Origin of the sequence: Saccharopolyspora taberi, from assembly GCF_039534165.1 — a bacterium.
Taxonomy (GTDB): domain Bacteria; phylum Actinomycetota; class Actinomycetes; order Mycobacteriales; family Pseudonocardiaceae; genus Saccharopolyspora_D; species Saccharopolyspora_D taberi.
On sequence record NZ_BAAAUX010000006.1, the window covers coordinates 74729 to 100968 of the forward strand.

Sequence of the window (26240 nt, forward strand, 5' to 3'; positions counted from 1 at the left end):
CACCCGCCAGCGTCAGCGGGCCGCCGACGGTGCCGAACGGCGAGCGCTGCTCCGGCGGAGCGGCGTTCTGCACCGGGGTGACCGGAGCCGTCTGCTCGGCCGTCCGCTGCTGGAAGCCCTCCGGCACCAGCTCGCCGACCTGGCCCTGGAGGGAGAAGCCGTAGTCGAGCAGGTGCATGGTCTGCTTGGACAGCCGGGCCGGCTGGTTCTCGCCGCGCAGCAGCACGGCCGCGATCCGGCGGCCGTCGCGTTCGGCGGCGGCGATGAACGTGTGCCGCGCGTCGTCGGTGAACCCGGTCTTGCCGCCCAGCGCGCCCGGGTAGTTGAGCAGCACCGCGTTGTCGCTCCACACCTCCAGCGGCTGACCGGCCGCGCCGGGCAGGACCGTGTGCTGCGTCGCGATGGCGCGGGCGAACGCCGGTTCCCGGACCGCCGCGCGGAAGATCAGGCCGAGGTCGTAGGCCGACGCGCTCATGCCCGGCCCGTCCAGCCCGGACGGCGTCGCGGCGCGGGTGTCCAGCGCGCCGAGCTGCGCGGCCAGCGCGTTCATCTTGGCGACCATGGCCTCCGGGCCGCCGACCTTCATCGCCAGCGCGTGCGCCGCGTCGTTGCCGGACTGCATCACCAGACCCGTGAGCACCTGCTCGACGGTGTAGGTCACGCCCGCGGCGAGACCGACCTTGCTGCCCTCCTGGTCGGCGTCGGCCTGGGTCGCCACGACGGTGTCGTCCATGCGCAGCTCGCGGATCGCGACCAGCGCGGTCAGCACCTTGATCGTCGATGCGGGCCGGTGCCGGGCGTGCGGGTCCTTGGCCGCCAGCACCGCTCCGCTGTCCAGGTCGGCCACCAGCCAGGACGCGGCGCCGACCTCCGCGGGCGGCGCGGACGCGCCCTCGGGCACCAGCGCGCCCTCGCAGTCGCCGAGCCTGCTGCCGCCGACCGGCTCCTCCGGAACCGGCAGCGGATCCGGCGACGGCGCACCGGGCTTGGGCACCTCGGAGGTGTCGACGGGTGGCGGCGGAGCCGTCTCGTTGGAGCACGGCGCCGGTGGCGGAGGTGGCGGTGGAGCCGCGGCGGCGACCCCCGGGCCGATGATGGCTGTGGCGAGGACGAACAACGCCGTCGCCAGACGAGGCGCCGGACCCTGCATGGCTCTCACGGGCACACGTTGCAGGCTAGCCAAATTCGGTGCGTAGCGACGGCCAGACCGCCCCCGGGCGGGTGAGTGCGGCAGCGCACAGCTGATACTGGGAGGGTGAGACTTTCCCGTGGTTGGGCGCTGTTCCTGCTCGCGTTCGGCGTCTGGTCCTATCTCCTGTGGCCCAACTTCATCCGCAACATCTGGAGCAGCGACCGCTCCTGGGCAGCCGGTTCGCCGACCGGCTACCTGATCGTCCACGTGGTGATCGCGGTGGTGTCGCTGGTGCTCGGAACGATCATCGGGGTGCTCGGCTGGCGCGGTTACCGAGCGTCACGGCGCTGAGCCCGCGCCGGCGGCGCGCAGCATCCGCAGCTGGCCGATCTCGGCGGCGTTCTTCATCAGCTCGGCGTTGACCCAGCCGACCGTGTGCGCCACGGTCATCTCCGGATCGTCGCGCCAGGGGAACGGCGCCGGGGCGGCGAGATCGGTGTCGGTGAGCCGGTCCAGCACGGTCAGCCACTCCGCCCGCAGGGCCCGCAGCCACTCGACGGTGGCCTGCCCGGGACCGGGCCACGCGACTTCGGCGCGGGGCGTGCGCCCCTGCAGGTGGTCGAGGGTGACCGACCACCACCAGCCGATGTGCCAGGTCACCCAGCCCAGAGTGGGGACGGGCACCGGATCCGGCTCCACCTCGGCGAAGTCCGGTGTCCAGCCGTCGCCGTCCGGATGCATGGTCCAGCAGTGCGCGGCGGGCTCCCAGCGGAAGTCCTCCGGCTCCAGCCGTTGCAGGTGGACCTCGAACAGGGACCAGGTCAGGTCGAACTGCCAGCGCAGCAGCGGTGCGGACATGCCGCGATCCTGCCAGCCGACCGCCCGGCGGGCAGCCGGTTTTTCCGCCCCCGAAAGCGAACCGGCGCCCGCCCCGGAGGGCGAGCGCCGGTCGGTGCTGCGATCGGTCAGCGGCGGAACATCAGCGCGCGCTTGACCTCCTGGATCGCCTTGGTCACCTGGATGCCGCGCGGGCAGGCGTCCGTGCAGTTGAAGGTCGTGCGGCAGCGCCACACGCCGTCCACGTCGTTGAGGATGTCCAGGCGCTCCTCGGAGCCCTCGTCCCGGCTGTCGAAGATGAACCGGTGGGCGTTGACGATCGCCGCCGGGCCGAAGTAGCTGCCCTCCGACCAGTACACCGGGCACGACGTGGTGCACGCCGCGCACAGGATGCACTTGGTGGTGTCGTCGAACCGGGCCCGGTCGGCCACCGACTGGAGCCGCTCGCGGGTCGGCTCGTTGCCGGTGGTGATCAGGTACGGCTTGACGGCCCGGTACGCCTCGAAGAACGGCTCCATGTCGACCAGCAGGTCCTTCTCGACCGGCAGGCCCCTGATCGGCTCGATGGTCAGGGTGGTCTCGCCGCTCTTGGCGAACATGTCCTTCATCAGGACCTTGCAGGCCAGCCGGTTGACCCCGTTGATCCGCATGGCGTCCGAGCCGCACACGCCGTGCGCGCAGGACCGGCGGAAGGTCAGCGTGCCGTCGACGTACCACTTGATGTAGTGCAGCAGGTTGAGCACGCGGTCGGTCGGCAGCGCCGGGACCCGGTAGGACTCCCAGTGCAGGTCCTCGTCGACCTCGGGGTTGTACCGCTGGATCTTGACGGTGACCATCGTCGCGCCGTCCGGGATCGGCGGCGCGTCTTCCGGAATTTCGGTGGTCTCGTTCTTGGTGGCGGTGGTCATCAGTACTTACGCTCCATCGGCTGGTACCGGGTGACGACGACGGGCTTGTAGTCCAACCGGATGTCGGCGGTGAACCCGGTCAGCCCCAGCGGCGCGTCCGGGTCCTCGGCGTCCGGCAGCACCTTGTAGGACATGCTGTGCCGCATGAAGTTCACGTCGTCGCGCGCGGTGTAGTCCTCGCGGGCGTGCCCGCCGCGGGACTCCTTGCGGGCGAGTGCGGCGTTGACCAGCGTCTCGGCGAGGTCGAGCAGGAAGCCCAGCTCGATCGCCTCCAGCAGGTCGGAGTTGAACCGCTTGCCCTTGTCGTGCACGGCGATCCGGCCGTAGCGCTCCTTGAGCGCCTGCACGTCCGACAGCGCGGTCTTCAGCGTCTCCTCGGTGCGGTACACCGAGGCGTTGGCGTCCATCGTCTGCTGCAGTTCGTTGCGGATGGTGGCCACCCGCTCGCCACCGGTGTTGGTCCGCAGGTGGTCGACCATGCCCTCGACCAGCTTGGTGGCGTCCTCGGGGATGTCGACGTGCTCGGCTCCCAGCGCGTACTCCGCGGCGGCGATGCCCGCGCGGCGGCCGAAGACGTTGATGTCGAGCAGCGAGTTGGTGCCCAGCCGGTTCGAGCCGTGCACCGACACGCACGCGCACTCACCGGCCGCGTACAGGCCCGGGACCAGGTTCTCGTTGTCCCGCAGCACCTGGCCGGTGATGTTGGTCGGGATGCCGCCCATCGCGTAGTGCGCGGTCGGGTAGACCGGCACCGGCTCCTTGGTCGGCTCCACGCCCAGGTAGGTGCGGGAGAACTCCATGATGTCCGGGAGCTTGGTCTCCAGCAGCTCTTCGCCGAGGTGGGTCACGTCGAGCAGCACGTAGTCCTTGTTCGGGCCCGCGCCGCGGCCCTCCAGGACCTCCAGGGCCATCGACCGGGCGACGATGTCGCGCGGCGCGAGGTCCTTGATCGTCGGGGCGTAGCGCTCCATGAACCGTTCGCCGTCGGCGTTGCGCAGGATGCCGCCCTCGCCCCGGACGCCCTCGGTGATGAGGATGCCCAGGCCGGCCAGGCCGGTCGGGTGGAACTGGTAGAACTCCATGTCCTCCAGCGGCAGGCCCTTGCGGTAGATGATGCCCATGCCGTCACCGGTGAGGGTGTGGGCGTTGGACGTGGTCTTGAAGACCTTGCCGAAACCGCCGGTGGCGAACACGACCGACTTGGCCTGGAAGACGTGGATCTCGCCGGTCGCCAGCTCGTAGGCGATCGCACCGGTGCAGACCGGGCCGTTCTCGCCCTCGCTCATGACGATGTCGAGCACGTAGAACTCGTTGTAGAACTCCACGCCGTGCTTGACGCAGTTCTGGTACAGCGTCTGCAGGATCATGTGGCCGGTGCGGTCGGCCGCGTAGCAGGCCCGGCGCACCGGGGCCTTGCCGTGGTCGCGGGTGTGACCGCCGAACCGGCGCTGGTCGATCTTGCCCTCCGGGGTCCGGTTGAAGGGCAGGCCCATCTTCTCCAGGTCGAGGACCGCGTCGATGGCCTCCTTCGCCATCACCTCGGCGGCGTCCTGGTCGACCAGGTAGTCGCCGCCCTTGATGGTGTCGAAGGTGTGCCACTCCCAGTTGTCCTCCTCGACGTTGGCCAGCGCGGCGCACATGCCGCCCTGCGCCGCGCCGGTGTGGGAGCGGGTGGGGTAGAGCTTGGTGAGCACCGCGGTGCGGGCGCGCTGCCCGGACTCGATCGCGGCGCGCATCCCGGCGCCGCCGGCGCCGACGATGACTACGTCGTACTTGTGGAACTGCATGGTCGCCTCCTGGGGCTGGTGCCGAGACGTCCGTCGCGCAGGCGGGTCTCGAATGCTGCGGTGGTGGTCAGCCGATGCTCGGGTCGAAGGTGAAGACCACGAAGGTCCCCAGCCCGACGATGAGCAGCACCGAGGCGTACAACAGCATCTTCAGCCAGAAGCGGGTGCCGTCCTTGCGGGAGTAGTCGTTGATGACGGTGCGCAGGCCGTTGCCGCCGTGCAGGCCCGCCAGCCAGAGCATGGTCAGGTCCCAGAACTGCCAGAACGGCGAGGCCCAGCGGCCCGCGACGAAGGCGAAGTTGACCCGGTGCACGCCACCGTCCAGGAACAGCATGATCAGCAGGTGTCCGAGGACGAGGAACAGCAGCAGCACGCCGGAGAACCGCATGAACAGCCAGCTGTAGAGCTCGAAGTTGCTGCGACGCGCGGCCGGCCGCGACGAGGAGCGCGGCTTGTCGACCGACAGCGGTGCTTCGGTGGTCGTCATGGTCAGTGCCCCCCGAACACGATTGTGGCGGCCTTGCTGAGCAGGCTGATCGCCGCGGGCACCATCAGCACGAGCCACAGCACCACGACGGTCCACAGCATCGGCTTCTGGAACTTCGGGCCCCTGGCCCAGAAGTCGACCAGCATCACGCGGATGCCGTTGAACCCGTGGAACAGCACCGCGGCCAGCAGACCCAGCTCGAACAGGATCATGATCGGGTGCTTGTAGGTCTCGATGGTGGTGTCGTAGGCGTTCGGCGAGACCCGGACCAGGGCGGTGTCCAGGACGTGCACGAACAGGAAGAAGAAAGTGAGTACGCCCGTGATGCGGTGCGCGACCCACGACCACATGCCCAGATCGCCGCGGTAGAAGCCCTTGGCGCGAGGCTTCGCCTCGCGTTGGGGGGCCTCCGCCGCGGAGGCGGTGGTGCTGGCCATGGTGGAAGGCCTCCAACGTCGCTGGTGGACTGACAGCCCCAATCTCGGGAACACCGGGCGACCGGCTCCGAGTCGTTGATGCGTACGCCCGCGACCGGCCACCTGAACTGGGGCCTTGACTTCTCGGATGCTAGACCGCCGCCCACGGCGCGGCCTACTCGCCGGTGCTCTCTGTGATCGACCAGACAAATCGGCCGATCACGGTGGATCGATCTAGAAGCGCGTTCGCGTCCGGTCGCGCCCCGGGACGCCGATTGATCGATCCAGTAACCAAGTCGTGACACCGAATGCACCTCGGGGTGGCGGTGTCGTCTCCTAAATTTCGAGATCACGTCACGAATGGCGTGCGCTGCGGGCCGGGCCAACAATTCACCCGGTGCCTGAGGGGCATGCGGCGACACCGGATGAAAGGGGTACGGCATGCGGCGAACGCCCAAGCGCTCGGGTTCCGGCGCGACCGCGGTCGCGGTGGTGCTGACCAGCGCGCTCGCGCTGGCGGGCTGCGCCAAGGACAGCGGTGGCGGCGGCGGGGACAACGCCGGCGGCCAGGGGTGCAAGACCGCGCCGCCGCCCGCGGCGGCCCCGGTGGACAACGCGCCGACCCAGCAGCAGGCACCGCCCAACGCCTCGAACATGAAGGTGGGTCTGGCCTTCGACATCGGCGGTCGCGGCGACGCCTCCTTCAACGACGCCTCGGTGGCCGGGCTCGAACGGGCCAAGGCCGAGATGGGGCTGGCCGAGATCAAGTCGCTGGACGCGGGCGCGGGTGAGCCCGAGGACGCCAAGCAGACCCGGCTCCGCCAGCTGGCGCAGGAGGGCTTCAACCCGGTGATCGCCGTCGGCTACGCCTACGCCGACGCGGTCAAGCTCGTCGCCCCGGAGTTCCCCGGCACCAAGTTCGCGATCGTCGACGAGGAGGTGCAGGGCGTGCCCAACGTCACGCCGCTGGTCTTCGCCGAGGAGCAGGGCTCGTTCCTGGTCGGCGTCATCGCCGCGCACCGCTCGAAGAACTGCAAGGTCGGCTTCGTCGGCGGGGTGGGGACACCGCTGATCCAGAAGTTCCAGGCCGGGTTCGAGCAGGGCGCCAAGACCGCCGCGCCGGACATCGCGGTGGAGTCCGAGTACCTGACCCCGGCAGGCGACAGCAGCGGTTTCCAGGACCCGAACAAGGGAGCCGAGGTCGCCCAGGGCCAGCTCGACGGTGGGGCCGACGTGATCTACCACGCGGCGGGCGCCTCCGGTAAGGGCGTGTTCTCGTCGGTGCACTCGGCCGGGGCGATGGCCATCGGCGTCGACTCCGACCAGTACAGCCAGCCGACCGTGGCGCAGTACAAGGACGTGATCATCACGTCCATGCTCAAGCGGGTCGACCTCGCGGTCTACGACTACGTGGCCGCGGTCGCGCGCAACGACCTGAGCACCGTGCCGAGGAAGTTCGACCTGTCGCTGGACGGCGTCGGCTACTCCACCTCCGGCGGGAAGATCCAGGACCTGGTCCCGGTCGCCGACGCCTACAAGGCCGCGATCGCCTCGGGTCAGATCCAGGTCCAGGACAAGCCGGGCGGCTGACCGACCCATCGCCCGGGGAACCTTCCACCGGCGCCCGCCCGCCGGGGCGGGCGCCATCCCCACGGAGTCACATGAACAACTCCAGCCAGCCGGCCGTCGAGCTGACCGGCATCACCAAGACCTTCCCCGGCGTGGTCGCCAACTCCGACGTGAACCTGCGGGTCCGCGCGGGCGAGGTGCACGCGCTGTGCGGGGAGAACGGGGCGGGCAAGTCCACCCTGATGAAGATCCTCTACGGCATGCAGGCGCCCGACTCCGGGACCATCCGGATCGGCGGCGAGCAGGTCCGGTTCCGCACCCCGGCCGACGCGATCCGCGCCGGGGTCGGCATGGTGCACCAGCACTTCATGCTCGCCGACAACCTCACGGTGCTGGAGAACATCGTGCTGGGCGCCGAGGGCGAGCGCGGAATCGGCGCGAAGGCCCGCGCCCAGGTCCGGGCGCTCGCCGAGCGGGTGGGCCTGGACGTCCGGCAGGACGCGCTGGTGGAGAGCCTGGGCGTGGCCGACCGGCAGCGGGTGGAGATCCTCAAGGTCCTCTACCGCGGCGCGAAGATCATCATCCTGGACGAGCCGACCGCGGTGCTGGTGCCGCAGGAGGTCGACGAGCTGTTCGCGACCCTGCGCACCATGCGCGAGCAGGGCTACACGTTCCTGTTCATCTCGCACAAGCTCGACGAGGTCCGCGCGATCGCCGACACGATCACGGTGCTGCGCCGGGGCACCACCGTCGGCACCGTGGCGCCCGGCGAGGTCAGCTCCCGCAAGCTCGCCGAGATGATGGTCGGCAGCGAGCTGCCGGTGCCCGAGCACGGCGCGTCCACGGTCACCGACCGCGCGGTGCTCGAAGTGCGCGGGCTGGTCGCCGCCGAGGACGGGCGAGAGGTGCTGTCCGGCATCGACCTGACGGTGCGCGCGGGCGAGGTCGTCGGCATCGCGGGCGTCGAGGGCAACGGCCAGACCGAGCTGGTCGAGGCGATCATGGGCATGCGCCCGGTGCTGCGCGGCGAGGTGCGGCTGGGCGACCGGGACGTCACCGCCGCGAGCACGCTGGCCCGCCGGGAGGCGGGCATCGGCTACGTGCCGGAGGACCGCCACCGGCACGGCCTGCTGCTGGACGCCCCGCTGTGGTTCAACCGGATCCTCGGCCACCAGACCCGCAGGCCCTCCGCGCGCGGAGCGCTGCTGGACCTGCCGGGGGCCAAGGCCGACACCGAGCGGATCGTCGAGCGGTTCGACGTCCGCACCCCGGGCATCGACGTCGACGCGGCGGCGCTGTCCGGCGGCAACCAGCAGAAGCTGGTCGTCGGCCGCGAGCTCGCGGGCGATCCGGTGCTGCTCGTGGCCGCCCACCCGACGCGCGGCGTCGACGTAGGTGCGCAGGCGGGCATCTGGGACCACCTGCGCGCCGCCCGGTCGCAGGGCCTCGCGGTGCTGCTGATCTCGGCCGACCTGGACGAGCTGATCGGCCTGTCGGACACGATCCGGGTGATGCTGCGCGGCAGGTTGGTCGCCGACGCCGACCCCGCCACCGTCACCCCCGAGGAACTGGGCGCCGCGATGACCGGTGCGGCCGGAGGTGAGGGCGAGTGAACACCTGGCGCGCGAGACTCCTGCCGCCGGCGCTGGCGATCGCGTTCTCCGTGGTCCTGTGCAGCCTGGTGCTGGTGGTGTCCGGGGCGAACCCGGCGCAGGCGCTGGCCGAGATGGTCCTCCAGGTCGGCCGCGGTTCCACGGTGGCCGACATCCTCAACACCGCGGGCGCCTACTACCTGGTCGCGATCGCCGCCGCGATCGGGTTCCAGATGAACCTGCTCAACATCGGCATCGAGGGCCAGTTCCGGCTGGGCGCCTGCGCGGCGGCGATCGTCGGCGGCTCGCTGTCGCTGCCGTCCGGGCTGCACGCGCTGGTCGTGGTCCTCACCGGTGCCCTGGTCGGCGCGGCGTGGAGCGGCATCGCGGCGCTGCTCAAGGTCTACCGCGGGGTGTCCGAGGTGATCTCCACGATCATGCTCAACACGCTGTCGATCGGGCTCATCGCCTACCTGGTCCGGGTCTTCGGCGAGTTCCGCGGCAACACCCAGGGCACCGCGCTGATCCCGGAAACCGGCTGGGTTCCGGGAATCCCGCTCGGCGGCGGCACGGTGTTCGGCCTGGTGCTGCTCGCGGTCGCGGTCGGCGTCGGCTACGCGGCGATGATGGACCGCACCCGCTACGGCTTCGAACTGCGCGCCTCCGGCCTGTCGCCGACGGCGGCGCTGGCGGGCGGCGTGAACTCCAGGCGGATGGTGCTGACCGCGATGCTGCTCTCCGGCGCCATCGCCGGGCTGGCAGGGCTGCCCGAGATCCTGGGCCGCGACCACACCTTCACCATCAACTTCTCCAGCGGCTACGGCTTCGCCGGGCTGGCCATCGCGCTGCTGGGCCGCAACCACCCGCTGGGCGTCGCGTTCGGCGCGCTGCTGTGGTCGTTCCTGGACAAGAGCTCGCTGACGCTGGACAACATCGGCGTCCCGAAGGAGATCGTGACGATCCTGCAGGGGGCGATCGTGCTGTCGGTGGTCATCGCCTACGAACTGGTCCGCCGCCGCGAGCTGGCGGCCGAGCAGCGGCGCGTCGGCCGGGCGCTGGGCACCGCCGCGGTACCGGGAGGTGCGAAGGCATGACCGCCACTGCGATGCACGAACCGGTCGTGGAGCCCGCGCGGCGGGCGATGCCGGGCTGGGCCCGCGCCGCGCTGTGGGTGGCGGTGGCCGTGGTCGCGGTCTCGCTGACCTCGTACCAGACCGGGCTGCCGGAGCTGACCGCGTCCGGCACGGTGCAGGCCGCGGTGCGGCTGGGCGTGCCGATCCTGCTCGCCGGTCTCGGCGGGCTGTGGGCCGAACGCGCCGGGGTCATCAACATCGGCCTCGAAGGCATGATGATCCTGGGTACCTGGGGCGGGGCCTGGGCCGGTTACCAGTGGGGCCCGCTGGCGGGACTGATCGCCGCGGCCGTCTTCGGCGCGCTCGGCGGCCTGCTGCACGCGGTGGCGACGGTGACCTTCGGGGTCAACCACATCGTCTCCGGCGTCGCGATCAACCTGCTCGGCGCGGGCACCGCGAAGTACCTGTCGACGCTGGTGTTCGAGCCGATCTCGAAGAACCCGCGGGAGTCGCCACCGGTGCCCAAGTTCGACACCTACTCGGTGCAGCCGCTCGGGGACTGGTTGCAGCAGCTGGAGGACGCCCAGCGGGTCGGGATCTCCGACGTCGCGGGCATCCTCGGCGGCCTGGTCACCGGGCTGTCGCCGCTGACCGTGCTGGCCTTCCTGCTGGTGCCGGTGAGCTACCTGGTGCTGTGGCGCTCGGCGTTCGGCCTGCGGCTGCGTTCGTGCGGGGAGAACCCGGTCGCGGCGGAGTCGCTGGGCGTCAACGTCTACCGGTACAAGTACCTCGCGGTGATCGCGTCCGGTGCGCTCGCCGGGATCGGTGGCGCGGCGCTGATCCTCAACCCGGGGCAGGCCGGATACCTGGAGAACCAGACCAACAACCGCGGTTACATCGGCTTGGCGGCCATGCTGTTCGGCAACTGGCGCCCCGGCGGCGTGCTGGGCGGCGCGGCGCTGTTCGGCTACTCCGACGGACTCCAGCTGCGCAGCGGCGAGATCACCGTGCACGCGCTGTTCTACGCGGCGGCGCTGTTCCTGCTCGCCGTGGTGGCGGTGCAGATCTGGCGGCGGAAGTGGTTCTTCGCCGGCATGGCGGCGGTTTTCGCGGCGGCGATGTACTCGGTGTACTGGTTCACCGACGAGCTGCCGGAGGAGCTCACCGCCTACACGCCGCACCTGGTCACGTTGGTCGTGCTCGCCGCCGCGTCGCAACGGCTCCGGCCGCCCGCGGCGAACGGCCTCCAGTTCCGCCGGGGCGCGGACTGAGCCGCGACGACAGCACCACGACCGGACCCGGCCGCTTCCGCCGGGCGGGGACAGGAGAACCGGAATGACCGCAGTGGACTGGGAAGCGCTGCGCCAGGCGGCGGTGGAAGCCGCGGCCAACGCGTACTGCCCGTACTCGAAGCTCCAGGTCGGTGCCGCCGCGGTGTGCGACGACGGCCGGATCGTGACGGGCTGCAACGTGGAGAACGCCTCCTACGGCCTGGCGCTGTGCGCCGAGTGCACGATGGCCGGGCAGCTGCGGATGACCGGCGGCGGCCGGTTCGTCGCGGTCGCCTGCCGCAGCGGCAGCGGTGAGCTGCTGATGCCGTGCGGCCGGTGCAGGCAGGTGCTGCACGAGCTCGGCGGGCCGGACTGCCTGGTCGACACGCCGCGCGGGGTGCTGCCGGTGCGCGAGGTCCTGCCGGACGCGTTCGAACTCTGAGCGAGGAGGCGATGATGGCCCACTCCGCGATCGATGTGATCCGGGCGAAGCGGGACGGCGGGCGGCTGACGCCGGACCAGATCGACTGGGTGGTGGACGCCTACACCCGAGGTGAGGTCGCCGAGGAGCAGATGTCGGCGCTGGCGATGGCGATCCTGCTGCGCGGCATGGACGCGGCGGAGACGGCGCGCTGGACCGCCGCGATGGTCGCCTCCGGCGGCACGCTCGACCTGGGCGAGCTGTCCCGGCCCACGGTGGACAAGCACTCCACCGGCGGGGTGGGCGACAAGATCACGCTGCCGCTGACCCCGCTGGTCGCCGCCTGCGGCGCGGCGGTGCCGCAGCTGTCCGGCCGCGGGCTCGGGCACACCGGCGGCACGCTGGACAAGCTGGAGTCGATCCCGGGCTGGCGGGCGCACCTGTCGGCGGAGCGGATCCGCGAGCAGCTGGCCGACGTCGGGGCGGTGGTGTGCGCGGCGACCGAGGACCTGGCCCCGGCCGACCGCAGGCTCTACGCCCTGCGCGACGTCACCGGCACGGTCGAGTCGGTCCCGCTGATCGCCAGCTCGATCATGAGCAAGAAGATCGCCGAGGGCGTGCGCTGCCTGGTGCTGGACGTCAAGTGCGGATCGGGCGCGTTCATGAAGGATCCCGCCCAGGCGCGGGAACTCGCGACCGCGCTGGTCGGGATCGGCGCGGCCAACGGCCTGCGCACCAGCGCCCTGATCACCGACATGTCGGTCCCGCTGGGCAACGCGGTCGGCAACGCCCTGGAGGTCGCGGAGTCGGTCGAGGTACTGCGGGGCGGTGGACCGGCGGACGTGGTCGAGCTGACGGTGGCCCTGGCGCGGGAGATGCTCGCCCTCGTCGGTCTGTCCGATGTGGACCCGGCCGAGGTCCTGTCCACCGGCGGCGCCTACGAGACCTGGGAGCGGATGATCAGGGCCCAGGGCGGGGACGTCGACGCACCGCTCCCGGTGGCCGCGCACCGGGAAGTCGTCCCGGCCCCGGAGAGCGGAGTGCTCACGTCGCTGGACGCGTACGCGGTCGGCATCGCGGCGTGGCGGCTCGGCGCGGGGCGCTCCCGCAAGGAGGACTCTGTCCAGCACGCGGCAGGCGTGCTCTGCCGCGCCAAACCGGGCGACGAGGTCAGCGCGGGCGACCCGCTGCTGGAACTGCACACCGACACGCCGGAGGCCGTCCCCGCCGCCCTGGAGGCGCTGGAGGGCGCGTTTTCCGTTGGCAGCAGGGAGGAATCCGCCCCACGCCGACTCATCCTGGAGGCCGTCCGGTAACGCCGAAGCCGCAACCCAGCCATCGTCCTCAAGCGGCGCCAGCCGCAACCCAGCCATCGTCCTCAAGCGGCGGAGCCGCTTAGCCCACCCGACCAACCGGCACCACCGCGGGTTCTCAGGCGTCGTCTCGCGAGGACAGCTTTTTCCGTCGTATTGGACATACGTCGGAAAAAGATCCCGCAGCGAGGCGGCGCCTGAGGTTCCGCCACCCGACCCGCCAAGCAAGACGAGCCGAATACTCACCAACTACGCGCTCTCGGCGGCGAAGCCGTCTTCACCCTCCTCGGAGGTCAGCGCCTTGTCGGTCTCGCGCTTGGCGCTCTTGGACCGGCCGCGGCGCTGCTGGCGCGGCAGCGTCGTGGGCGGCGGCGGGGCGGACTGGCCGCTGCCGCCGAGGATCAGCTCCGCGAAGGTGGCCATCGCCTCGTCGAGCTGGCCCGCGTGCCGCCGCTCGGTCTCGGAGTTGGCCTCGCGCACCAGCGAGCCGAGCTGCTCGGCGTCGGGGCGCTGCGAGAGCGTGCCGCTGATCTGCGACAGGTTCTTGGCCAGGTTGCCGCCGAGCTCGCCGAGCCCGGTCTTGACGCCCTCCTCGACCGTGTCGAGCCGGCTGCTGACGCCCTGCTCCACGGTGTCCAGGCGGTTGCTGACGCCCTGCTCGACGTTCTCGATGCGGGTGTTGACGTTGTCCTCGACCGCGTCGAGCCTGCCGGAGACCTGGTCCAGCCGCTCGGCCAGCTTCTCCAGCCGGTCGCCCAGCTTGGTCAGCCGCTCGGTCGGGTCCACCGACTCCAGCTTGCCCTGCAGCTGGTCCCGGCTGCCGGTGACGGCGTCGGCCAGCGAGCTCTGCACGCCCGCGGTGGTCTCGGTCAGCGAGCGCTGCAACGCCTCGCGGGTGCCGTCGAGGTGCTCGTGCACGCCCTCGTCGATCTCGGCGAACCGGCCGCGCAGGCTGGTCTCCAGCGAGTCGACGCGCTCGCGCACCGGGCCGTGGACCGCGGCGGGCAGCGCTTCCAGCCTGCCGTCCTGCTTGTCGAGGTGCGCGCCCAGCTCGTCGAGCCGCTTGTGGATGTGGGCGAGCTTGTCCTCCAGGCCGTCCATCCGGCCCGCGACGCCGTCGAACCGGCCCGCCACGCCGTCGAGCCGCCCGTCGAGCTGGGCGAACGGCTTGGCGAGCTTGTCGACCAGCCCGTCGACGGAACCGCGGATCTCGGTGATCGCGCCGTCCTGCGCCTCCAGCTTGGCCAGTGCCTCGTCGAGCCGTTCGGCGAGCACGCCGACCTCGGTGCGGTCCGGCAGCTCGGAGAGTCGTTTGCGCACGGAGCCCAGCGACTCCAGCGGGGACATCCGGGCGTGGATCTCGTCCAGTGCGTCGAAAATCTGCTGCTGTTCGCTCTCGCGGATCTCAGCCGCACGCGTGAGCATGTTGCGCATGCGGTCGAACGACATGTTCTCGGTCACGGCTAGGGGCGTCCTTCGTCGAGGGGAGGTGAGGACTCCAGGAGCCTAGCTACTCGCTCTGCGTGTTCCCAGGCACCCCCCGATACTTTCCGTTAGGACCCTCCTTTTTGTTCCGCTGTTCGCACTCAGGTCATTGGGCTGAACGGCGCAGCAACTCCGGAATCGAATGACCTAAGAGAAGCAACAACACCCGAACGGACGAGAGCGGTGGGCCGCGCATTCCGCTGTGCGGTGCGGAGACCGGTCCCGCGGTCCGCTTCACCGAGGTCCGCGCGGTGCGACGAGTAACGTGGGGCCATGGTGACCCCGGTCCGCTTCGAGACGATCCGCTCGGCTCCCAAGGTCCTGCTGCACGACCACCTGGACGGCGGCCTGCGCCCACAGACGGTGATCGACCTCGCGGCAGCGGCGGGCTACTCCGAACTGCCGCACACGGACGCCCGGGAGCTCGCGGACTGGTTCCGCCGGTCGGCCGACTCCGGCTCGCTCGAACGCTACCTCGAAACGTTTTCGCACACGGTCGGCGTCATGCAGAACCGGGACGCCCTGGTGCGCGTGGCGGCCGAGTGCGCGGAGGACCTGGCCGCCGACGGGGTGGTGTACGCGGAGGTGCGCTACGCGCCCGAACTGTTCCAGGAAGGCGGCCTGTCGATCGACGAAGTCGTGCGGGCCGTGCAGGACGGATTCCGCGAAGGCGAACGTCGTGCCGAGACCGCCGGAAATCGTATCCGAATCGGTACGTTGCTGTGCGCGATGCGGCAGAACGCCAGGGCGTCCGAAATCGCGGAACTGGCCGTCGGCTATCGCGACTCGGAGGTCGTGGGATTCGACATCGCCGGGCCGGAGGCGGGCTTTCCACCCACCCGAAACCTGGACGCATTCGAGTATTTGCGCCGCCAGAACGCGCATTTCACGATTCACGCCGGTGAGGCGTTCGGACTGCCGTCGATCTGGGAGGCGATCCAGCACTGCGGAGCGGAACGCCTGGGCCACGGGGTGCGCATCGTCGACGACATCGAGGTCGGCGAAGACGGCACCGCGCGGCTGGGCAGGCTCGCCTCCTACGTCCGCGACCGGCGGATCCCGCTGGAGCTGTGCCCGTCGTCGAACCTGCAGACCGGGGCGGCGGCGTCGCTGGCCGAGCACCCCATCGGGCTGCTCGCGCGGCTGCGGTTCCGGGTCACCGTCAACACCGACAACCGGTTGATGAGCCACTGCTCGATGAGCAGCGAGTTCGCCGCGCTGCACGAGACCTTCGGCTACGGCTGGGACGACCTGCGGTGGTTCACGGTCAACGCCATGAAGTCGGCGTTCCTCGGCTTCGACGAGCGGCTGGCCGTGATCGAAGACGTCATCAAGCCCGGCTACGCCCGTCTCATGCGTTGAGCTGTCCTCGCTCCCGTCCGAGACGGATACTGACACGGACGGAGTAGTAGTCAGGGGGGAACGGTGGCACGGGGCGACGGCGAACCCACCCTCATCACCTCGGTGCAGCGCGCTCTTCGCCTGCTGGAGGTAGTCGGCGAACATCCGGTGGGCATCACGGCCAAGTCGCTGTCCCGGCGCACCGGGATCGCGCTGCCGACCACCTACCACCTGCTGCGCACGCTGGTGCACGAAGGCTATCTGGCCAAGCTCGACGACGGCGCCTTCGTCGTGGGCAGCGGGGTCGAGGGGCTGCACGCGGCGGGGCGGGAGCACCGGACGTGGGGCCGGGTCCGGGACGCGATGACCACGCTGCGCGACGACCTCAACGCCGCGATCTACCTGGCCCGCTACCACGACGGCGAGGTGGAGGTGGTCGAGGTCGTCGACTGCCCGCGCAGCCCGCGGGTGGACACCTGGGCGGACTTCCGGCAGGCCGCGCACGCCACCGCGATCGGCAAGTGCCTGCTGGCCGGGCTGAGCCCCAGCGAACGCGCCGACCACTTCAGCCGCCACCCGCCCGCGGACCTGACCCCGCGCACGATCACCCGCGTCCGCGACCTGGTGCACGGCGATCCGCCCGGACTCGTGCACGACGTCGAGGAGTACGCGCTCGGTACCGCGTGCATGGCCGCGCCGGTCGCGCTTGGCGACGTCCCGGCGACGCTCGCGATCTCCTTCCCCACGCGCAGGCTCGCCGACCGGTCCGAGTTCGCGCGGCCCCTCGGGAAGGCCGCCGGCGTGATCTCCCGGATGCTCGCCGTTCCCGGAGATTTTCCCACCGGGGAGTGAGTTCGACCGGGTGGGGCCGATGTTTCCCGGCGGGTAATCACTATGTGAAAAGCCGTGTCTTGTTCGTTTCCGGACAGCCGGACAGCATCGTCGCCGTGGGCGGGAACCCCCGCCGGCCGATCCGCCGGGCCGCGATGCGCGCCGAACGAGGAGGTGGTCCTGATCGCCGACGAGAAAGCACTTCTCGACGCCGCGCGGCGCGGTTCCACCGCCGCCTTCGGCGAGCTCTACGCGCGGCACGCGGCGGCGGCGCACACCATGGCCAGGCAGGTCGCCCGCACGGTCACCGACGCCGAGGACCTGGTCGCCGAGGCGTTCGCCAAGATCCTCGACGTGCTGCGCCGCGGCGGCGGTCCGACCCTGGCGTTCCGCGCGTACCTGCTCACCACGATCCGCAACCTCGCGATGAGCTCGAACAACCACGAGCGCCGGTTCCACCTGGCCGCCGACATCGACGCGCTGCACGGTGCCGAGCTCCAGGTGCCGTTCGTGGACACGGTGCTGCCGGAGGTGGAGCGCTCGCTGGTCGCGGAGGCGTTCGGGACGCTGCCGAGGCGGTGGCGGGCCGTGCTCTGGCTGCTGGAGGTCGAGGGCCTCCCGGCGGCGGACGTCGCGGTCCGCTTCGGGATGACCCGCAACGGCGTCTCCGCGCTGGCCTACCGGGCGCGCAAGGGGCTCCGCGAGGCGTACCTGCAGGTGGGCGACTGCACCGAGCCCGCGCTGGACACCGCGGCCTGAGCGGTCAGTGGACGCGGAGGCGTTCCTCGAAGGCTTCGACGAGTTCGCGCCAGGCGGTGACCTCGGCGTCGAACGGCGGGCTCGGGGGCAGCCGGTTCGGGCTGGGGCGCAGCACGAACGACACCAGCCAGCCCAGCCGCTCGGAGGGCTGGAGCGCCTCGTCCACCGACTTGTCGTCGGCCCACGCCGCGGCGTCCAGCAGCAGCTCCTCGGCCAGGTCCAGCTGCGCCGGGTCCACTTCGGACGGTCCGGCGGCGAGGTCGGCGTCCAGGCCGCTGAGCACGTAGGTGTTGTCGTCGTCGACCTCGACGGTCAGCTCGCCCGCGGTGGCCTTCTCGGTGACCTGCGGCCAGGTGGCGACCCTGGCCAGGTCGTTGTCCGCGACCGCCTGCTCGTCGGCGAGGTGCCGGGCCAGCGCGCGCGGCGAGGAGAACGCGTCGATCCTGCCGTCGGTGCCGAGGAAGATCGGGTCGTCGTCGAGGTAGCAGCGCAGCGAGTAGTACTCGCCGCCGCTGGTGATGATCCGGATCGGGTCGATGCCGATCTCGCCCCAGAAGCCGGGCTCGATCTCCTCGTCGTCGACCTCGTCGATCTCGGTGTCGTCGGTGGCGGGCTCGTCGTCGGTCTCCAGCGCCTCGGCCAGCTCCGCCTCGGCGGTGGCGACCGCCTCCGCGGGCACCTCCGGGCTGGTGACCACCTCGTCGATGGCGTCGAGCAGCTCGTCCCAGCGCTCGGCGACGACCTTGCACAGCTCGGTCCAGCGGCGCTGGCCGTCCTTGCCGGAGAAGACCATCGTGCCCTGGTCCAGCAGCGCGAAGCCGTCCGCGGCGTCGAGCACGTCGTGGACCTTGTCCAGCTCGCAGACGTCGGCCAGCGAGCGGGCGATGTCGACGATGTCGGCGAGCTCGCTGATGGTCCAGGTGTCCGGCGGTTCGGCGACCAGCTCGGGCACGCCCACCAGGTCGAACTGGTGGTCCTCGTCGGGGTTGAGCTCGACGGCCGACAGCGCGGGCACCACGTGCCAGGCGGGGTGGTCGTCGAGGTCGTGCTCCACCGCGGTGCGCACGAACGCGGCGAGCCGGGCGGAGTCCGGGAAGGCGTACAGGTCGTCCTCGTGCCCGAGGAACGCTTCCCACTCCTCGCCGTCCTCCCGCCAGCGCGGCGCCCACAGGGTGACGACGTCGCCCTGCGGCAGGCCAAGCTCGATGGGGACGATGTCCTGCGCCATCTCTTCTACCTCCGGTCGCCGAACCAGACGTCGCCGAAGCCTACGGGTTGCCCGACCACGCCCCGTGCACCGGTCGGGTTGTCACCGTATCGAGCCTGCGGTGGGCGACCGCAAGCCGAATTCCCGATAACGATTCGCAGGTCGGCCCGGGTTCGCCTCGGCCTATCCGGATCGCCCGTTCGGCCGAGCGCAGCTCGCGGAGGTAGCCGGTTCCGGAGTGGTTTGCCGGATTGATCGGGTGCGCCGCTCACGGTTGGCGGTACCGGTGGCCACGGTACGAGGCGATCATGAGTGGAATGGACGTCACAGAGCTGTGGACGAACATCGTGGTGTGGCTGCGAAACCACGCCCCCGTCACCGCAGCGGCGCTCAAACCCCCCGCACCGCTGGACCTCGCGGAACTGGAATCGGAGCTCGACGTTCAGCTGCCCGCCGATCTGCGGGAGTGGTGGTCGTGCTGCGGCGGCACCGACACCGGCGTGCTCGCCGACGTGCTTCCGCCCTTCTACACGCCCTACAGCCCGCGCGGCGCGCTGGAAGCCTGGCGCGGGCACCGCGAGCTCTGGGCCGCGAAGTGGGAGCGCCCGGCCTGCGCCTACTACGCGGGTTCGGCCGGTTCGAGCTTCCACCCGGCGTGGATCCCGATCGCGGGCGACGGCTTCTCCGACGAGCTCGTGGTCGATCTGCGGCCGGGGCCGCTGCACGGCTGCGTACTGGAGTGGGAGCAGGAGGCCGGGCACGTGGACCGCCCGGAGTGGCGCGGGGTTTCGGACATGCTCGCCGCGGTGCACCGCTCGCTGACCGAGGGGAGCCCTGCCGGTCACAGCCATCCGACGGTCACCGAGGACGGCCGCCTGGACTGGCAGATCCGGTGACGTCCGGGGAATTTCACCGGAAGCGGCGTCCTTCGTCCCGGCGGTAGGCGGCCACGGCGAGGGCGCCGAGCAGCACCGTCCACCCGATCGCGACCGGCAGCGCGACCGGTCCCGGGTCGGTTCCGGTGAGGGCGCCCAGCACCAGTTCCCGGCCCGCGCGGGTCGGCAGCGCCTGCGAGACCGGGTCGAGCCATGCCGGGAACGCGCTCGGCGGCATCCACAGCCCGCCGAGGAACGAGCCCGGCAGCATGATCAGCTGCACGACCGGGATCGCGGCTTTCATCGGCAGCGAATGCCCGATCGCCAGGCCAAGGAACACGAACGGCAGCCCGCACCCGAGCAGGACCGGCAGCGCGGCCACGAGCCGCGGGGGCGTCGCGTGCGCTTCGGTGAGCAGCCCGGCGACCAGCGCGACCGGCACCAGCGAGAGCACCGCGATCGCGGCGGCGTTGAGCAGCCTGCCGCCGAGCACCGCGCCCGCTCCCACCGGCAGCGCGCGGACGTAGAGCTCCCACGGCTTGTCCCGGTCGACCGCGACCCCGATGCCGAGGTTGAACGCGAATGCCGACGCCAGGGCGAAAAACGCCATCTGCCCGGCCGAAGCGGTCGCGTGCTCGGCGCTGTCCCGCACGGCGCTGCTGGCCACGGAGAACATCACCATGAACAGCGCGGGGAACAGCAGCGAGCTCACCGTGGCCACGGGTTCCCGGATGCTTTCCAGGAACCGGAACCGGGCGTGGTGCAGCAGGAGGGTCATGCCGGGCTCCCGGTGGTCAGCGCGCGGAACGCGTCTTCGAGGCTCGTGGTGGCGATCCGCAGGTCGCGGAACGGGTGACCGGAGGCGATCAGGTCGCGCACCAGCCGGTCGGAATCGTTGGTGAGCAACCGGATCCGGTCACCGTCCCGGTCGTGGCCGACGATCCCGGGCAGGTCCGGCACGCCGTCGGCCAGCATGCTCACCGCGCGGACGTCCACTCTGGACTTGATCGCCGCCGGGCTGCCGTCGGCGAGCACCCGGCCCCGCGACAGCACGACCACCCGTCCCGCCAGCGCCTCCACCTCCTCCAGGTAGTGGCTGGTCAGCAGCAGCGTTCCGCCCTGTTCGCGGTAGGCGTGCAGGCCGTCCCACAGCCTGCGGCGGGCGTCGACGTCGAGCCCGGTGGTCGGTTCGTCGAGCACGACGAGGTCCGGGCGGCCCGCGAAGGCGAGCGCGACGGTGAGGCTGCGCTGCTGGCCGCCGGACAGCGAACCGGCCTGGCGGCGGGCCGCGCCGGTCAGGCCGAAGCGCTCCAGCAGTTCCCCGGCGGGCATCGGGTTCCGGTGGTGCCGCCGGGCGAAGTTCACGATCTCGGACACCCGCAGCGCCTCGGGCAGGCCGGTCCGCTGCGGGGTCACGCCCAGCCGCAGCCGGTTCCGCGGGTCGCGCGGGTCGCCGCCGAAGAGCTCGACCCGGCCGCCGGTCGGCCTGCGCAGGCCGGTGATCAGGCTGAGCAGGGTGGTCTTGCCCGCGCCGTTGGGGCCGAGCAGGCCGATGCTCTGGCCTGCCGGGACGTCGAGGTCCACGGCGTCGAGCGCGGTCCGGCCGCCGAAGGCGCGGGAGGCGGAGATGGCGCGTGCGTGCATCAGGACTCCTCACCGGTGGCCGGCCCCAGCAGCGCGCGGAGGTCGGCGACGTAGGTCTCGAACGCCGCGCGCCCGCGGCTGGTCAGCGCGATGGAGGTGCTGGAGCGGGACTTCTCGGTGGTCGTGTAACCGGCTTCGTCGAGCTTGCGCAGGTGGGTGATCAGGTTTCCGGGAGTCATCGACAGCAGTTCCTGCAAGCGGCTGAAGGTGATCCGGTCGCCCGGCCGCAGCGCGGCGAGGGTGGTGACGACCCGGAGCCGGGCCTGGGCGTGGATCACCGGGTCGAGCTCGGTCATGCCCGCCTCCGGCGCATTGAGGAGACCAGGGCGAGCAGCAGCAGCCCGCCGCCGCAGCCCAGCGACATAACCAGGTAGTGGCCGGGGATCCCCGCGAACGCGCCGATAGCGTTGACCAGCAGGATCCAGCCGCCGATGAGGTACTGGCGGGGGTCGGCCGCCAGCGCGGCGCCGGACATGAACAGCACCCCGGTCAGCAGCCCCGCGCCCGCCGACCACAGCAGTGCGTACGCCTCGGGCGGGATGCCGAGCTTGGCCATCGCCCCGGCCATCGCGCCCAGGCAGAGGAACCCGAGCGTCCAGGTCCAGCCGTGCATCGCGCCGCCGGTCGGACCGGGCCCGCGCAGCCCCCGGGTGGTCCGTGCGAAGTGGACGCCGGTGGCGACCCCGGCGCACGCGAGGATTCCGAAGAACAGCACCAGCGGGATCGGCGTCGGGACCGGGATCACCGGATCCGGGCCGACGGTGAGGTACAGCTCGCCGAACGCGAGCAGCCAGGCCAGGCCCCACGCGCCGGGCAGCAGCCCGGGGCGACCTGCGAGGTGCCGTTCGGCGTGCTTCTGCTGCTGCTCGGCCAGAGCCAGCATTTCCGCCGGTGAAGCGGGTCGTTCCGACATGACCTTCCTCAACTTTGCCGGACAAAGTAGCCGTGGACTTTGTACCGCAAAGTTGATCGCCGGGGCAACGCGGTCTCACCTACTACTTGGCGACGCACACTAGTTGGTGTTACGTTCTCGGCATGGCGGACAAGGCGGTGGCCGCGCGCCAGGCGCAGTGGCTGCGCGGCGTGCTCGACCTCGCGGTGCTGGCGCTGCTGGCCGAGAGCGGTGAGGACTACGGCTACACGTTGTTGCAGCGCCTGGCCGAGGCCGGGCTGCCGGACATGAAGGCGGGGACGCTCTACCCGCTGCTCAACCGGCTCGCCGGGGACGGGCTGGTGCGCGCCGAGTGGCGCGCGGGCGAAGGCGGGCCCGGCCGCAAGTTCTTCGCCCTGACCGAGGAGGGCAGGGCGGTGCTGGCCGAACAGGGTCCGAAGTGGACGGAATTCGCGACGAACGCGATCGCGGTGGTCAACCGAGGGGTGCAGGCATGATGACGTTGGAGAAGAAGTACCGGGACGAGCTGCTGGTCGCGCTGCGGCTGCACGACATCTCCGGCGCGCGGGTCGGCGAGGTGCTGGCCGAGGTGGAGGCCCACGTCGCCGAGACCGGTGAGGACCCGGCCGAGGCGTTCGGCAGCCCGCGCGAGTACGCGGCGCGGGTCGCCGCGCAGCTCGACCGCAGGACCGGCAACCCGTCCAACCTGGAGAAGACAGCCGGTGCGGCGGCCACCGGTGTGCTGGTGTTCTTCGGGCTGGTGTTCCTGCTCGACGGCCTGCGCGGGGACGCGGTCGTGACGCTGGCGGACGCGGTGAGCGAGGTGCTGCGGCTCGTGCTGATCCTGGTGGCGGTGTTCCTGGGGTTGCGCGCCGCCACGGCGTTGTCCGGCCGCGCCGTGCTCGGCGTCGCGGCGCTGGTCAGCTTCGGCGTGGCGATCGGATCGTCGATCCTGATCAAGCAGGTGCTCGACGACTCGGCCCCGCTGTTCGTGCTGTCGAGCTGGGTCTCCATCGGCCTCGGCGCGGTGCTGGTCGCCGGTTCGCTGGTCATGCTCGCGCGCGCGATCAAGCGCGGCCGGGTCGTCGACCCGCGGTGACCGCTACGTGCCGACGGGGTGCCAGACGGTCTTGGTCTCGGTGAACGCGCGGAGGCGCTGGATGTCGGGCTCGCGGGTCCAGTCCGGTGCCCCGCGCACCGGCAGCACCCGCTTGACCGTCCCGGCCGCCGCCCGCTCCAGCTCGGCGCGCAGCTCCTCCGGCGCGCCGACCGGGTCCAGGGCGTTGACGTCGGCGTGCGAGGCCAGCCAGGGGCCGAGCTCCGCGGCGTGGCCGGTCAGCAGGTTGACCACCCCGCCCGGCACGTCGGAGGTGGCCAGCACCTCGGCGAAGGTGATGGCGGGCAGCGGCCGGTCGGAGCTGGAGACCACCACGCAGGTGTTGCCCGCCGCGATCACCGGCGCGACCACGCCGACCAGGCCGAGCAGCGACGACTCCTGCGGCGCGAGCACGCCGACGACACCGGTCGGTTCCGGCACGCTGAACGAGAAGTACGGCCCGGCGACCGGGTTCGCCGCGCCGAGCACGGCGGCGATCTTGTCGGTCCAGCCCGCGTACCACACCATCCGGTCCACCGCGGAATCCACAGTGGACTCCGCGTCCCGCTGGGAGACCCCCTCCGCGGCGCGGACCTCGGCGGCGAACTGCTCCCGGCGGCCCTCCATCACCTCGGCCACCCGGAACAGCACCTGGCCCCGGTTGTAGGCGGTCGCGCCGGACCAGCCGCCGAACGCCTTGCGCGCGGCCGAAACCGCGTCCCGCGCGTCCTTGCGCGACGCCTGCGCGGCGTTGGCGAGGAAGGCGCCGTCCGCGTCGTGCACCGGGTAGGAGCGGCCCGACTCCGAACGCGGGAACTTCCCGCCCACGTAGAGCTTGTAGGTCTTGGCCACGGCCAGCCGGGACGGGCTGTCAGACATCGAGGTACGCCTCCAGACCTGCGCGACCGCCCTCGCGGCCGAAACCGGACTCCTGGTAACCGCCGAACGGCGCGGTCGGGTCGAACCGGTTGAAGGTGTTGGCCCACACCACCCCGGCTCGCATCTGCTGCGCGGCCCACAGGATCCGCGAACCCTTCTCGGTCCAGATCCCCGCCGACAGCCCGTAGGGCGTGTTGTTGGCCGTGGCCACCGCCTCGTCCGGCGTGCGGAACGTCAGCACCGACAGCACCGGGCCGAAGATCTCCTCGCGGGCGATGCGCATCGACTGGTGCACGTTGGAGAACACCGTGGGGGAGAAGAAGAAACCCCGCTCGGGCAGCGGGCACGGGCTGGTCCAGCGGCTCGCGCCCTCGGTGTCCCCGGCGGCGCTCAGCTCGGTGATCTTCGCGAGCTGCTCGGCCGAGTTGATCGCCCCGACGTCGGTGTTCTTGTCCAGCGGGTCGCCGACCCGCAGCGTCGTGATCCGCGAGCGCAGCTTGTCCAGCAGCTCCTCGGCGACCGACTCCTGCACCAGCAGCCGGGAGCCGGCGCAGCAGACGTGGCCCTGGTTGAAGAAGATCCCGTTGACGATGCCCTCGACCGCCTGGTCCAGCGGGGCGTCGTCGAACACGACGTTGGCGGCCTTGCCGCCGAGCTCCAGCGTCAGCCGCTTGCCGGTGCCCGCCAGCCTGCCCTGGATCTGCTTGCCGACCTCGGTCGAACCGGTGAAGGCGACCTTGTCCACGCCGGGGTGGCCGACCAGCTCCGCGCCGATGTCCCCGGCGCCGGGGACGATGTTGACCACGCCCGGCGGCAGCCCGGCCTGCTGGCAGATCTCGGCGAAGACCAGCGCGGTCAGCGGCGTGGTCTCGGCGGGCTTGAGGACCACGGTGTTGCCGCAGGCCAGCGCGGGAGCGATCTTCCACGCGAGCATCAGCAGCGGGAAGTTCCACGGGATGACCTGGCCCGCCACGCCGACCGGCCGCGGGTCGGGGCCGTAACCGGCGTAGCCGAGCTTGTCGGCCCAGCCCGCGTGGTGGAAGAAGTGCGCGGCGGCGGTGGGGATGTCGGCGTCGCGCGACTCCTTGATCGGCTTGCCGTTGTCCAGGGTCTCCAGCACCGCGAGCTCGCGCCCGCGCTCCTGGATCAGCCGCGCGATGCGGAACAGGTACTTCGCCCGCTCGGATCCGGGCATCCGGCCCCAGGTCCGGTCGAACGCCGTGCGCGCCGCGCGGACCGCGGTGTCCACATCGGAGGGAGCAGCGCCGGAGACCTCGGCGAGGATCTCCTCGGTCGCCGGGTTGACGCTCTTGAGCGGCTCACCCGCGCCGTCGGTGAACTCGCCGTCGACGAACATCCGGTAGCTCGGCTTGAGGTTGGCGATCGCCCGGGACTCGGGGGCGGGTGCGTATTCCCAGGGGCTTTCGGTCATCAGTCCACCGCCACGTAGTCGGGGCCGCTGTAGTGGCCTTCGAGCTGGGTGCGCCGCTGCATCAGCAGGTCGTTGAGCAGGCTGGACGCGCCGAAGCGGAACAGCCCCGGGGTCAGCCACTCCGGACCGGCGACCTCGTGCACGGCGACCAGGTAGCGGACCGCGTCCTTGGTGGTGCGGATGCCGCCCGCGGGCTTGACGCCGCGCAGGTCGCCGGTGCGGTCCCGCCAGTCCCGGACCGCCTGCAGCATCAGGTGCGTGACCGGCAGCGTCGCGGCGGGCGAGACCTTGCCGGTGGAGGTCTTGATGAAGTCGCCGCCCGCGAGCAGCGCGAGCCAGGACGCGCGCCGCACGTTGTCGTAGGTGGCCAGCTCGCCGGTCTCCAGGATGACCTTGAGGTGCGCCTCGCCGCAGGCCGCTTTGATCGCCTGGATCTCGTCGAAGACCTGGCCGTAGCGGCCGGACAGGAACGCGCCCCGGTCGATCACCATGTCGACCTCGTCCACCCCGGCGGACACCGCGAGCTCGACGTCGGCGAGCTTGACCTGCCGCGACGACCGGCCCGACGGGAACGCGGTCGCGACCGAGGCGACCCCGACGCCGCTGCCGCGCAGCGCCTCGACCGCGGTCGCCGCCATGTCCGGGTACACGCAGACCGCCGCGACCCGCGGCGTCTCCGGGCGGTCCGGGTCGGGCCTGCGGGCCTTCGCGCACAGCGCGCGGACCTTGCCCTCGGTGTCGGCGCCTTCCAGCGTGGTGAGGTCGACCATGCCGATGGCGGTGTCGATCGCCCACAGCTTGGCGGCCTTCTTGATGCTGCGGGTGGCCAGGCCGGCCGCTCGCTGTTCGAGCCCGACCTGGTCGACACCGGGGAGCCCGTGCAGGAACCGGCGCAGCGTGCTGTCGTCCTTGGTCGCCTCGGCGAGCTCGGCGGGCAGCTCGGACGTCACCGACGGCGTTGTGGGTGGCGGGTTGGCCATACCGGGGAGTCTA

28 protein-coding genes are annotated in these 26240 nt (G+C 71.4%); 13 read left to right on the plus strand and 15 right to left on the minus strand.

The genetic code is table 11. The annotated features are described in order from the left end of the window. On the minus strand, window positions 1-1150 hold a 1150-nt coding region (locus ABD691_RS06640; RefSeq protein ID WP_344678645.1), incomplete at its 3' end, for a D-alanyl-D-alanine carboxypeptidase family protein. Between the two features lie 105 nt (window positions 1151-1255). Here ABD691_RS06640 and ABD691_RS06645 point away from each other — a divergent pair. Next, entirely contained in the window at window positions 1256-1483 is a 228-nt protein-coding gene (locus tag ABD691_RS06645; protein WP_344678545.1) for an SCO4848 family membrane protein, read from the plus strand. Here ABD691_RS06645 and ABD691_RS06650 read toward each other — a convergent pair. The 5 genes from ABD691_RS06650 to sdhC form a co-directional block, all read right to left on the minus strand. Continuing rightward, window positions 1472-1990, minus strand: a complete 519-nt coding sequence (locus tag ABD691_RS06650; protein ID WP_344678546.1) for a DinB family protein — start codon at window positions 1988-1990, stop codon at window positions 1472-1474. The two genes, ABD691_RS06645 and ABD691_RS06650, sit on opposite strands and share 12 nt — an antisense overlap. A 107-nt stretch (window positions 1991-2097) precedes the next feature. Continuing rightward, window positions 2098-2877 carry a succinate dehydrogenase iron-sulfur subunit gene (locus tag ABD691_RS06655; RefSeq protein ID WP_344678547.1) on the minus strand — a complete coding sequence of 260 codons (780 nt, stop codon included), beginning with the start codon at window positions 2875-2877 and terminating at the stop codon, window positions 2098-2100. Then, window positions 2877-4664, minus strand: a complete 1788-nt coding sequence (gene sdhA, locus ABD691_RS06660; RefSeq protein ID WP_344678548.1) for a succinate dehydrogenase flavoprotein subunit — start codon at window positions 4662-4664, stop codon at window positions 2877-2879. Before sdhA ends, ABD691_RS06655 begins: the two co-directional genes overlap by 1 nt. 67 nt (window positions 4665-4731) lie before the next feature. After that, window positions 4732-5151, minus strand: a complete 420-nt coding sequence (locus ABD691_RS06665; protein WP_344678549.1) for a succinate dehydrogenase hydrophobic membrane anchor subunit — start codon at window positions 5149-5151, stop codon at window positions 4732-4734. Between the two features lie 2 nt (window positions 5152-5153). After that, window positions 5154-5588 carry a succinate dehydrogenase, cytochrome b556 subunit gene (gene sdhC / locus ABD691_RS06670; RefSeq protein ID WP_344678551.1) on the minus strand — a complete coding sequence of 145 codons (435 nt, stop codon included), beginning with the start codon at window positions 5586-5588 and terminating at the stop codon, window positions 5154-5156. A 420-nt stretch (window positions 5589-6008) separates the two neighbouring features. Here sdhC and ABD691_RS06675 point away from each other — a divergent pair, with 420 nt between their 5' ends. From ABD691_RS06675 to ABD691_RS06700, 6 genes are all read left to right on the plus strand, one after another. Further along, a complete protein-coding gene (locus ABD691_RS06675; protein WP_344678553.1) occupies window positions 6009-7157 on the plus strand; it encodes a BMP family lipoprotein in 1149 nt (382 codons plus the stop codon). A gap of 71 nt (window positions 7158-7228) precedes the next feature. Then, entirely contained in the window at window positions 7229-8749 is a 1521-nt protein-coding gene (locus tag ABD691_RS06680) for an ABC transporter ATP-binding protein (protein WP_344678554.1), read from the plus strand. Then, the gene (locus ABD691_RS06685; protein WP_344678555.1) at window positions 8746-9822 is read left to right on the plus strand and encodes an ABC transporter permease; all 1077 of its coding nucleotides are present in this window, start codon (window positions 8746-8748) and stop codon (window positions 9820-9822) included. The genes ABD691_RS06680 and ABD691_RS06685 overlap by 4 nt, the downstream gene beginning before the upstream one ends. Then, window positions 9819-11072, plus strand: coding sequence for an ABC transporter permease (locus ABD691_RS06690; protein ID WP_344678556.1), 1254 nt, complete (start codon window positions 9819-9821; stop codon window positions 11070-11072). The genes ABD691_RS06685 and ABD691_RS06690 overlap by 4 nt, the downstream gene beginning before the upstream one ends. A 64-nt stretch (window positions 11073-11136) precedes the next feature. Next, complete coding sequence (locus tag ABD691_RS06695) at window positions 11137-11514, plus strand: cytidine deaminase (RefSeq protein ID WP_344678557.1); 378 nt, start codon at window positions 11137-11139, stop codon at window positions 11512-11514. A gap of 11 nt (window positions 11515-11525) precedes the next feature. Continuing rightward, the gene (locus tag ABD691_RS06700) at window positions 11526-12809 is read left to right on the plus strand and encodes a thymidine phosphorylase (protein ID WP_344678558.1); all 1284 of its coding nucleotides are present in this window, start codon (window positions 11526-11528) and stop codon (window positions 12807-12809) included. A 246-nt stretch (window positions 12810-13055) separates the two neighbouring features. Here ABD691_RS06700 and ABD691_RS06705 read toward each other — a convergent pair whose 3' ends face one another. Then, window positions 13056-14267 (minus strand): hypothetical protein, encoded by a 1212-nt coding sequence (locus ABD691_RS06705; RefSeq protein ID WP_344678559.1) that lies wholly within the window; start codon window positions 14265-14267, stop codon window positions 13056-13058. A 297-nt stretch (window positions 14268-14564) separates the two neighbouring features. Between ABD691_RS06705 and ABD691_RS06710 the strand changes: the two genes are divergently transcribed. The 3 genes from ABD691_RS06710 to ABD691_RS06720 all read left to right on the plus strand — a co-directional run bounded on the left by ABD691_RS06710 (window position 14565) and on the right by ABD691_RS06720 (window position 17222). Then, window positions 14565-15653, plus strand: coding sequence for an adenosine deaminase (locus ABD691_RS06710; RefSeq protein WP_344678560.1), 1089 nt, complete (start codon window positions 14565-14567; stop codon window positions 15651-15653). 63 nt (window positions 15654-15716) lie between these two features. Then, window positions 15717-16484, plus strand: coding sequence for an IclR family transcriptional regulator (locus ABD691_RS06715; RefSeq protein ID WP_344678561.1), 768 nt, complete (start codon window positions 15717-15719; stop codon window positions 16482-16484). Window positions 16485-16637: 153 nt separating this feature from the next. Next, on the plus strand, window positions 16638-17222 hold the full coding sequence (locus ABD691_RS06720) for an RNA polymerase sigma factor (protein ID WP_344678562.1): 585 nt from the start codon (window positions 16638-16640) through the stop codon (window positions 17220-17222). 4 nt (window positions 17223-17226) lie between these two features. On the opposite strand, the gene ABD691_RS06725 is transcribed toward ABD691_RS06720, so the two are convergent. Next, complete coding sequence (locus tag ABD691_RS06725) at window positions 17227-18450, minus strand: primosomal protein (protein ID WP_344678564.1); 1224 nt, start codon at window positions 18448-18450, stop codon at window positions 17227-17229. 296 nt (window positions 18451-18746) lie between these two features. On the opposite strand from ABD691_RS06725, the gene ABD691_RS06730 reads away from it, so the two are divergent. Continuing rightward, window positions 18747-19325, plus strand: coding sequence for an SMI1/KNR4 family protein (locus ABD691_RS06730; protein ID WP_344678565.1), 579 nt, complete (start codon window positions 18747-18749; stop codon window positions 19323-19325). 13 nt (window positions 19326-19338) lie between these two features. On the opposite strand, the gene ABD691_RS06735 is transcribed toward ABD691_RS06730, so the two are convergent. The 4 genes from ABD691_RS06735 to ABD691_RS06750 are packed head-to-tail and all read right to left on the minus strand — an operon-like array spanning window position 19339 to window position 21861. Then, window positions 19339-20082 (minus strand): ABC transporter permease, encoded by a 744-nt coding sequence (locus tag ABD691_RS06735; RefSeq protein ID WP_344678566.1) that lies wholly within the window; start codon window positions 20080-20082, stop codon window positions 19339-19341. Beyond that, on the minus strand, window positions 20079-20948 hold the full coding sequence (locus tag ABD691_RS06740; protein ID WP_344678567.1) for an ABC transporter ATP-binding protein: 870 nt from the start codon (window positions 20946-20948) through the stop codon (window positions 20079-20081). The genes ABD691_RS06735 and ABD691_RS06740 overlap by 4 nt, the downstream gene beginning before the upstream one ends. Beyond that, window positions 20948-21244: a transcriptional regulator gene (locus ABD691_RS06745; RefSeq protein ID WP_344678568.1), complete on the minus strand. Its 297-nt coding sequence runs from the start codon at window positions 21242-21244 to the stop codon at window positions 20948-20950. The genes ABD691_RS06740 and ABD691_RS06745 overlap by 1 nt, the downstream gene beginning before the upstream one ends. After that, window positions 21241-21861: a hypothetical protein gene (locus ABD691_RS06750; RefSeq protein ID WP_344678569.1), complete on the minus strand. Its 621-nt coding sequence runs from the start codon at window positions 21859-21861 to the stop codon at window positions 21241-21243. The genes ABD691_RS06745 and ABD691_RS06750 overlap by 4 nt, the downstream gene beginning before the upstream one ends. Before the next feature lie 122 nt (window positions 21862-21983). Between ABD691_RS06750 and ABD691_RS06755 the strand changes: the two genes are divergently transcribed. After that, window positions 21984-22337, plus strand: a complete 354-nt coding sequence (locus ABD691_RS06755; RefSeq protein WP_344678570.1) for a PadR family transcriptional regulator — start codon at window positions 21984-21986, stop codon at window positions 22335-22337. Beyond that, window positions 22334-22939 (plus strand): HAAS signaling domain-containing protein, encoded by a 606-nt coding sequence (locus tag ABD691_RS06760; RefSeq protein ID WP_344678571.1) that lies wholly within the window; start codon window positions 22334-22336, stop codon window positions 22937-22939. Before ABD691_RS06755 ends, ABD691_RS06760 begins: the two co-directional genes overlap by 4 nt. A 3-nt stretch (window positions 22940-22942) precedes the next feature. Here the strand turns inward: ABD691_RS06760 and ABD691_RS06765 are convergent, their stop codons facing one another. Genes ABD691_RS06765 through deoC form a run of 3 tightly spaced genes read right to left on the minus strand, consistent with a single transcriptional unit; the run spans window position 22943 to window position 26227 of the window. Beyond that, entirely contained in the window at window positions 22943-23815 is an 873-nt protein-coding gene (locus ABD691_RS06765) for an aldehyde dehydrogenase family protein (protein WP_344678572.1), read from the minus strand. Next, window positions 23808-25247, minus strand: a complete 1440-nt coding sequence (locus ABD691_RS06770) for an aldehyde dehydrogenase family protein (RefSeq protein ID WP_344678573.1) — start codon at window positions 25245-25247, stop codon at window positions 23808-23810. Before ABD691_RS06770 ends, ABD691_RS06765 begins: the two co-directional genes overlap by 8 nt. Then, window positions 25247-26227, minus strand: a complete 981-nt coding sequence (gene deoC, locus ABD691_RS06775) for a deoxyribose-phosphate aldolase (RefSeq protein WP_344678574.1) — start codon at window positions 26225-26227, stop codon at window positions 25247-25249. Before deoC ends, ABD691_RS06770 begins: the two co-directional genes overlap by 1 nt. Window positions 26228-26240 lie beyond the last annotated feature (13 nt).

Bases quoted from the DNA above. Each gene is read 5' to 3' on its own strand.
- ABD691_RS06725 (WP_344678564.1), bottom strand. From the start codon at position 18,450: ATGGCGCAGGACATCGTCCCCATCGAGCTTGGCCTGCCGCAGGGCGAC.
- ABD691_RS06665 (WP_344678549.1), bottom strand. From the start codon at position 5,151: ATGACGACCACCGAAGCACCGCTGTCGGTCGACAAGCCGCGCTCCTCG.
- ABD691_RS06690 (WP_344678556.1), top strand. From the start codon at position 9,819: ATGACCGCCACTGCGATGCACGAACCGGTCGTGGAGCCCGCGCGGCGG.
- ABD691_RS06655 (WP_344678547.1), bottom strand. From the start codon at position 2,877: ATGACCACCGCCACCAAGAACGAGACCACCGAAATTCCGGAAGACGCG.
- ABD691_RS06710 (WP_344678560.1), top strand. From the start codon at position 14,565: ATGGTGACCCCGGTCCGCTTCGAGACGATCCGCTCGGCTCCCAAGGTC.
- deoC (WP_344678574.1), bottom strand. From the start codon at position 26,227: ATGGCCAACCCGCCACCCACAACGCCGTCGGTGACGTCCGAGCTGCCC.
- sdhC (WP_344678551.1), bottom strand. From the start codon at position 5,588: ATGGCCAGCACCACCGCCTCCGCGGCGGAGGCCCCCCAACGCGAGGCG.
- ABD691_RS06675 (WP_344678553.1), top strand. From the start codon at position 6,009: ATGCGGCGAACGCCCAAGCGCTCGGGTTCCGGCGCGACCGCGGTCGCG.
- ABD691_RS06735 (WP_344678566.1), bottom strand. From the start codon at position 20,082: ATGACCCTCCTGCTGCACCACGCCCGGTTCCGGTTCCTGGAAAGCATC.
- ABD691_RS06765 (WP_344678572.1), bottom strand. From the start codon at position 23,815: ATGTCTGACAGCCCGTCCCGGCTGGCCGTGGCCAAGACCTACAAGCTC.
- ABD691_RS06755 (WP_344678570.1), top strand. From the start codon at position 21,984: ATGGCGGACAAGGCGGTGGCCGCGCGCCAGGCGCAGTGGCTGCGCGGC.
- ABD691_RS06730 (WP_344678565.1), top strand. From the start codon at position 18,747: ATGGACGTCACAGAGCTGTGGACGAACATCGTGGTGTGGCTGCGAAAC.
- ABD691_RS06695 (WP_344678557.1), top strand. From the start codon at position 11,137: ATGACCGCAGTGGACTGGGAAGCGCTGCGCCAGGCGGCGGTGGAAGCC.
- ABD691_RS06700 (WP_344678558.1), top strand. From the start codon at position 11,526: ATGATGGCCCACTCCGCGATCGATGTGATCCGGGCGAAGCGGGACGGC.
- ABD691_RS06750 (WP_344678569.1), bottom strand. From the start codon at position 21,861: ATGTCGGAACGACCCGCTTCACCGGCGGAAATGCTGGCTCTGGCCGAG.
- ABD691_RS06740 (WP_344678567.1), bottom strand. From the start codon at position 20,948: ATGCACGCACGCGCCATCTCCGCCTCCCGCGCCTTCGGCGGCCGGACC.
- sdhA (WP_344678548.1), bottom strand. From the start codon at position 4,664: ATGCAGTTCCACAAGTACGACGTAGTCATCGTCGGCGCCGGCGGCGCC.
- ABD691_RS06760 (WP_344678571.1), top strand. From the start codon at position 22,334: ATGATGACGTTGGAGAAGAAGTACCGGGACGAGCTGCTGGTCGCGCTG.
- ABD691_RS06650 (WP_344678546.1), bottom strand. From the start codon at position 1,990: ATGTCCGCACCGCTGCTGCGCTGGCAGTTCGACCTGACCTGGTCCCTG.
- ABD691_RS06770 (WP_344678573.1), bottom strand. From the start codon at position 25,247: ATGACCGAAAGCCCCTGGGAATACGCACCCGCCCCCGAGTCCCGGGCG.
- ABD691_RS06680 (WP_344678554.1), top strand. From the start codon at position 7,229: ATGAACAACTCCAGCCAGCCGGCCGTCGAGCTGACCGGCATCACCAAG.
- ABD691_RS06745 (WP_344678568.1), bottom strand. From the start codon at position 21,244: ATGACCGAGCTCGACCCGGTGATCCACGCCCAGGCCCGGCTCCGGGTC.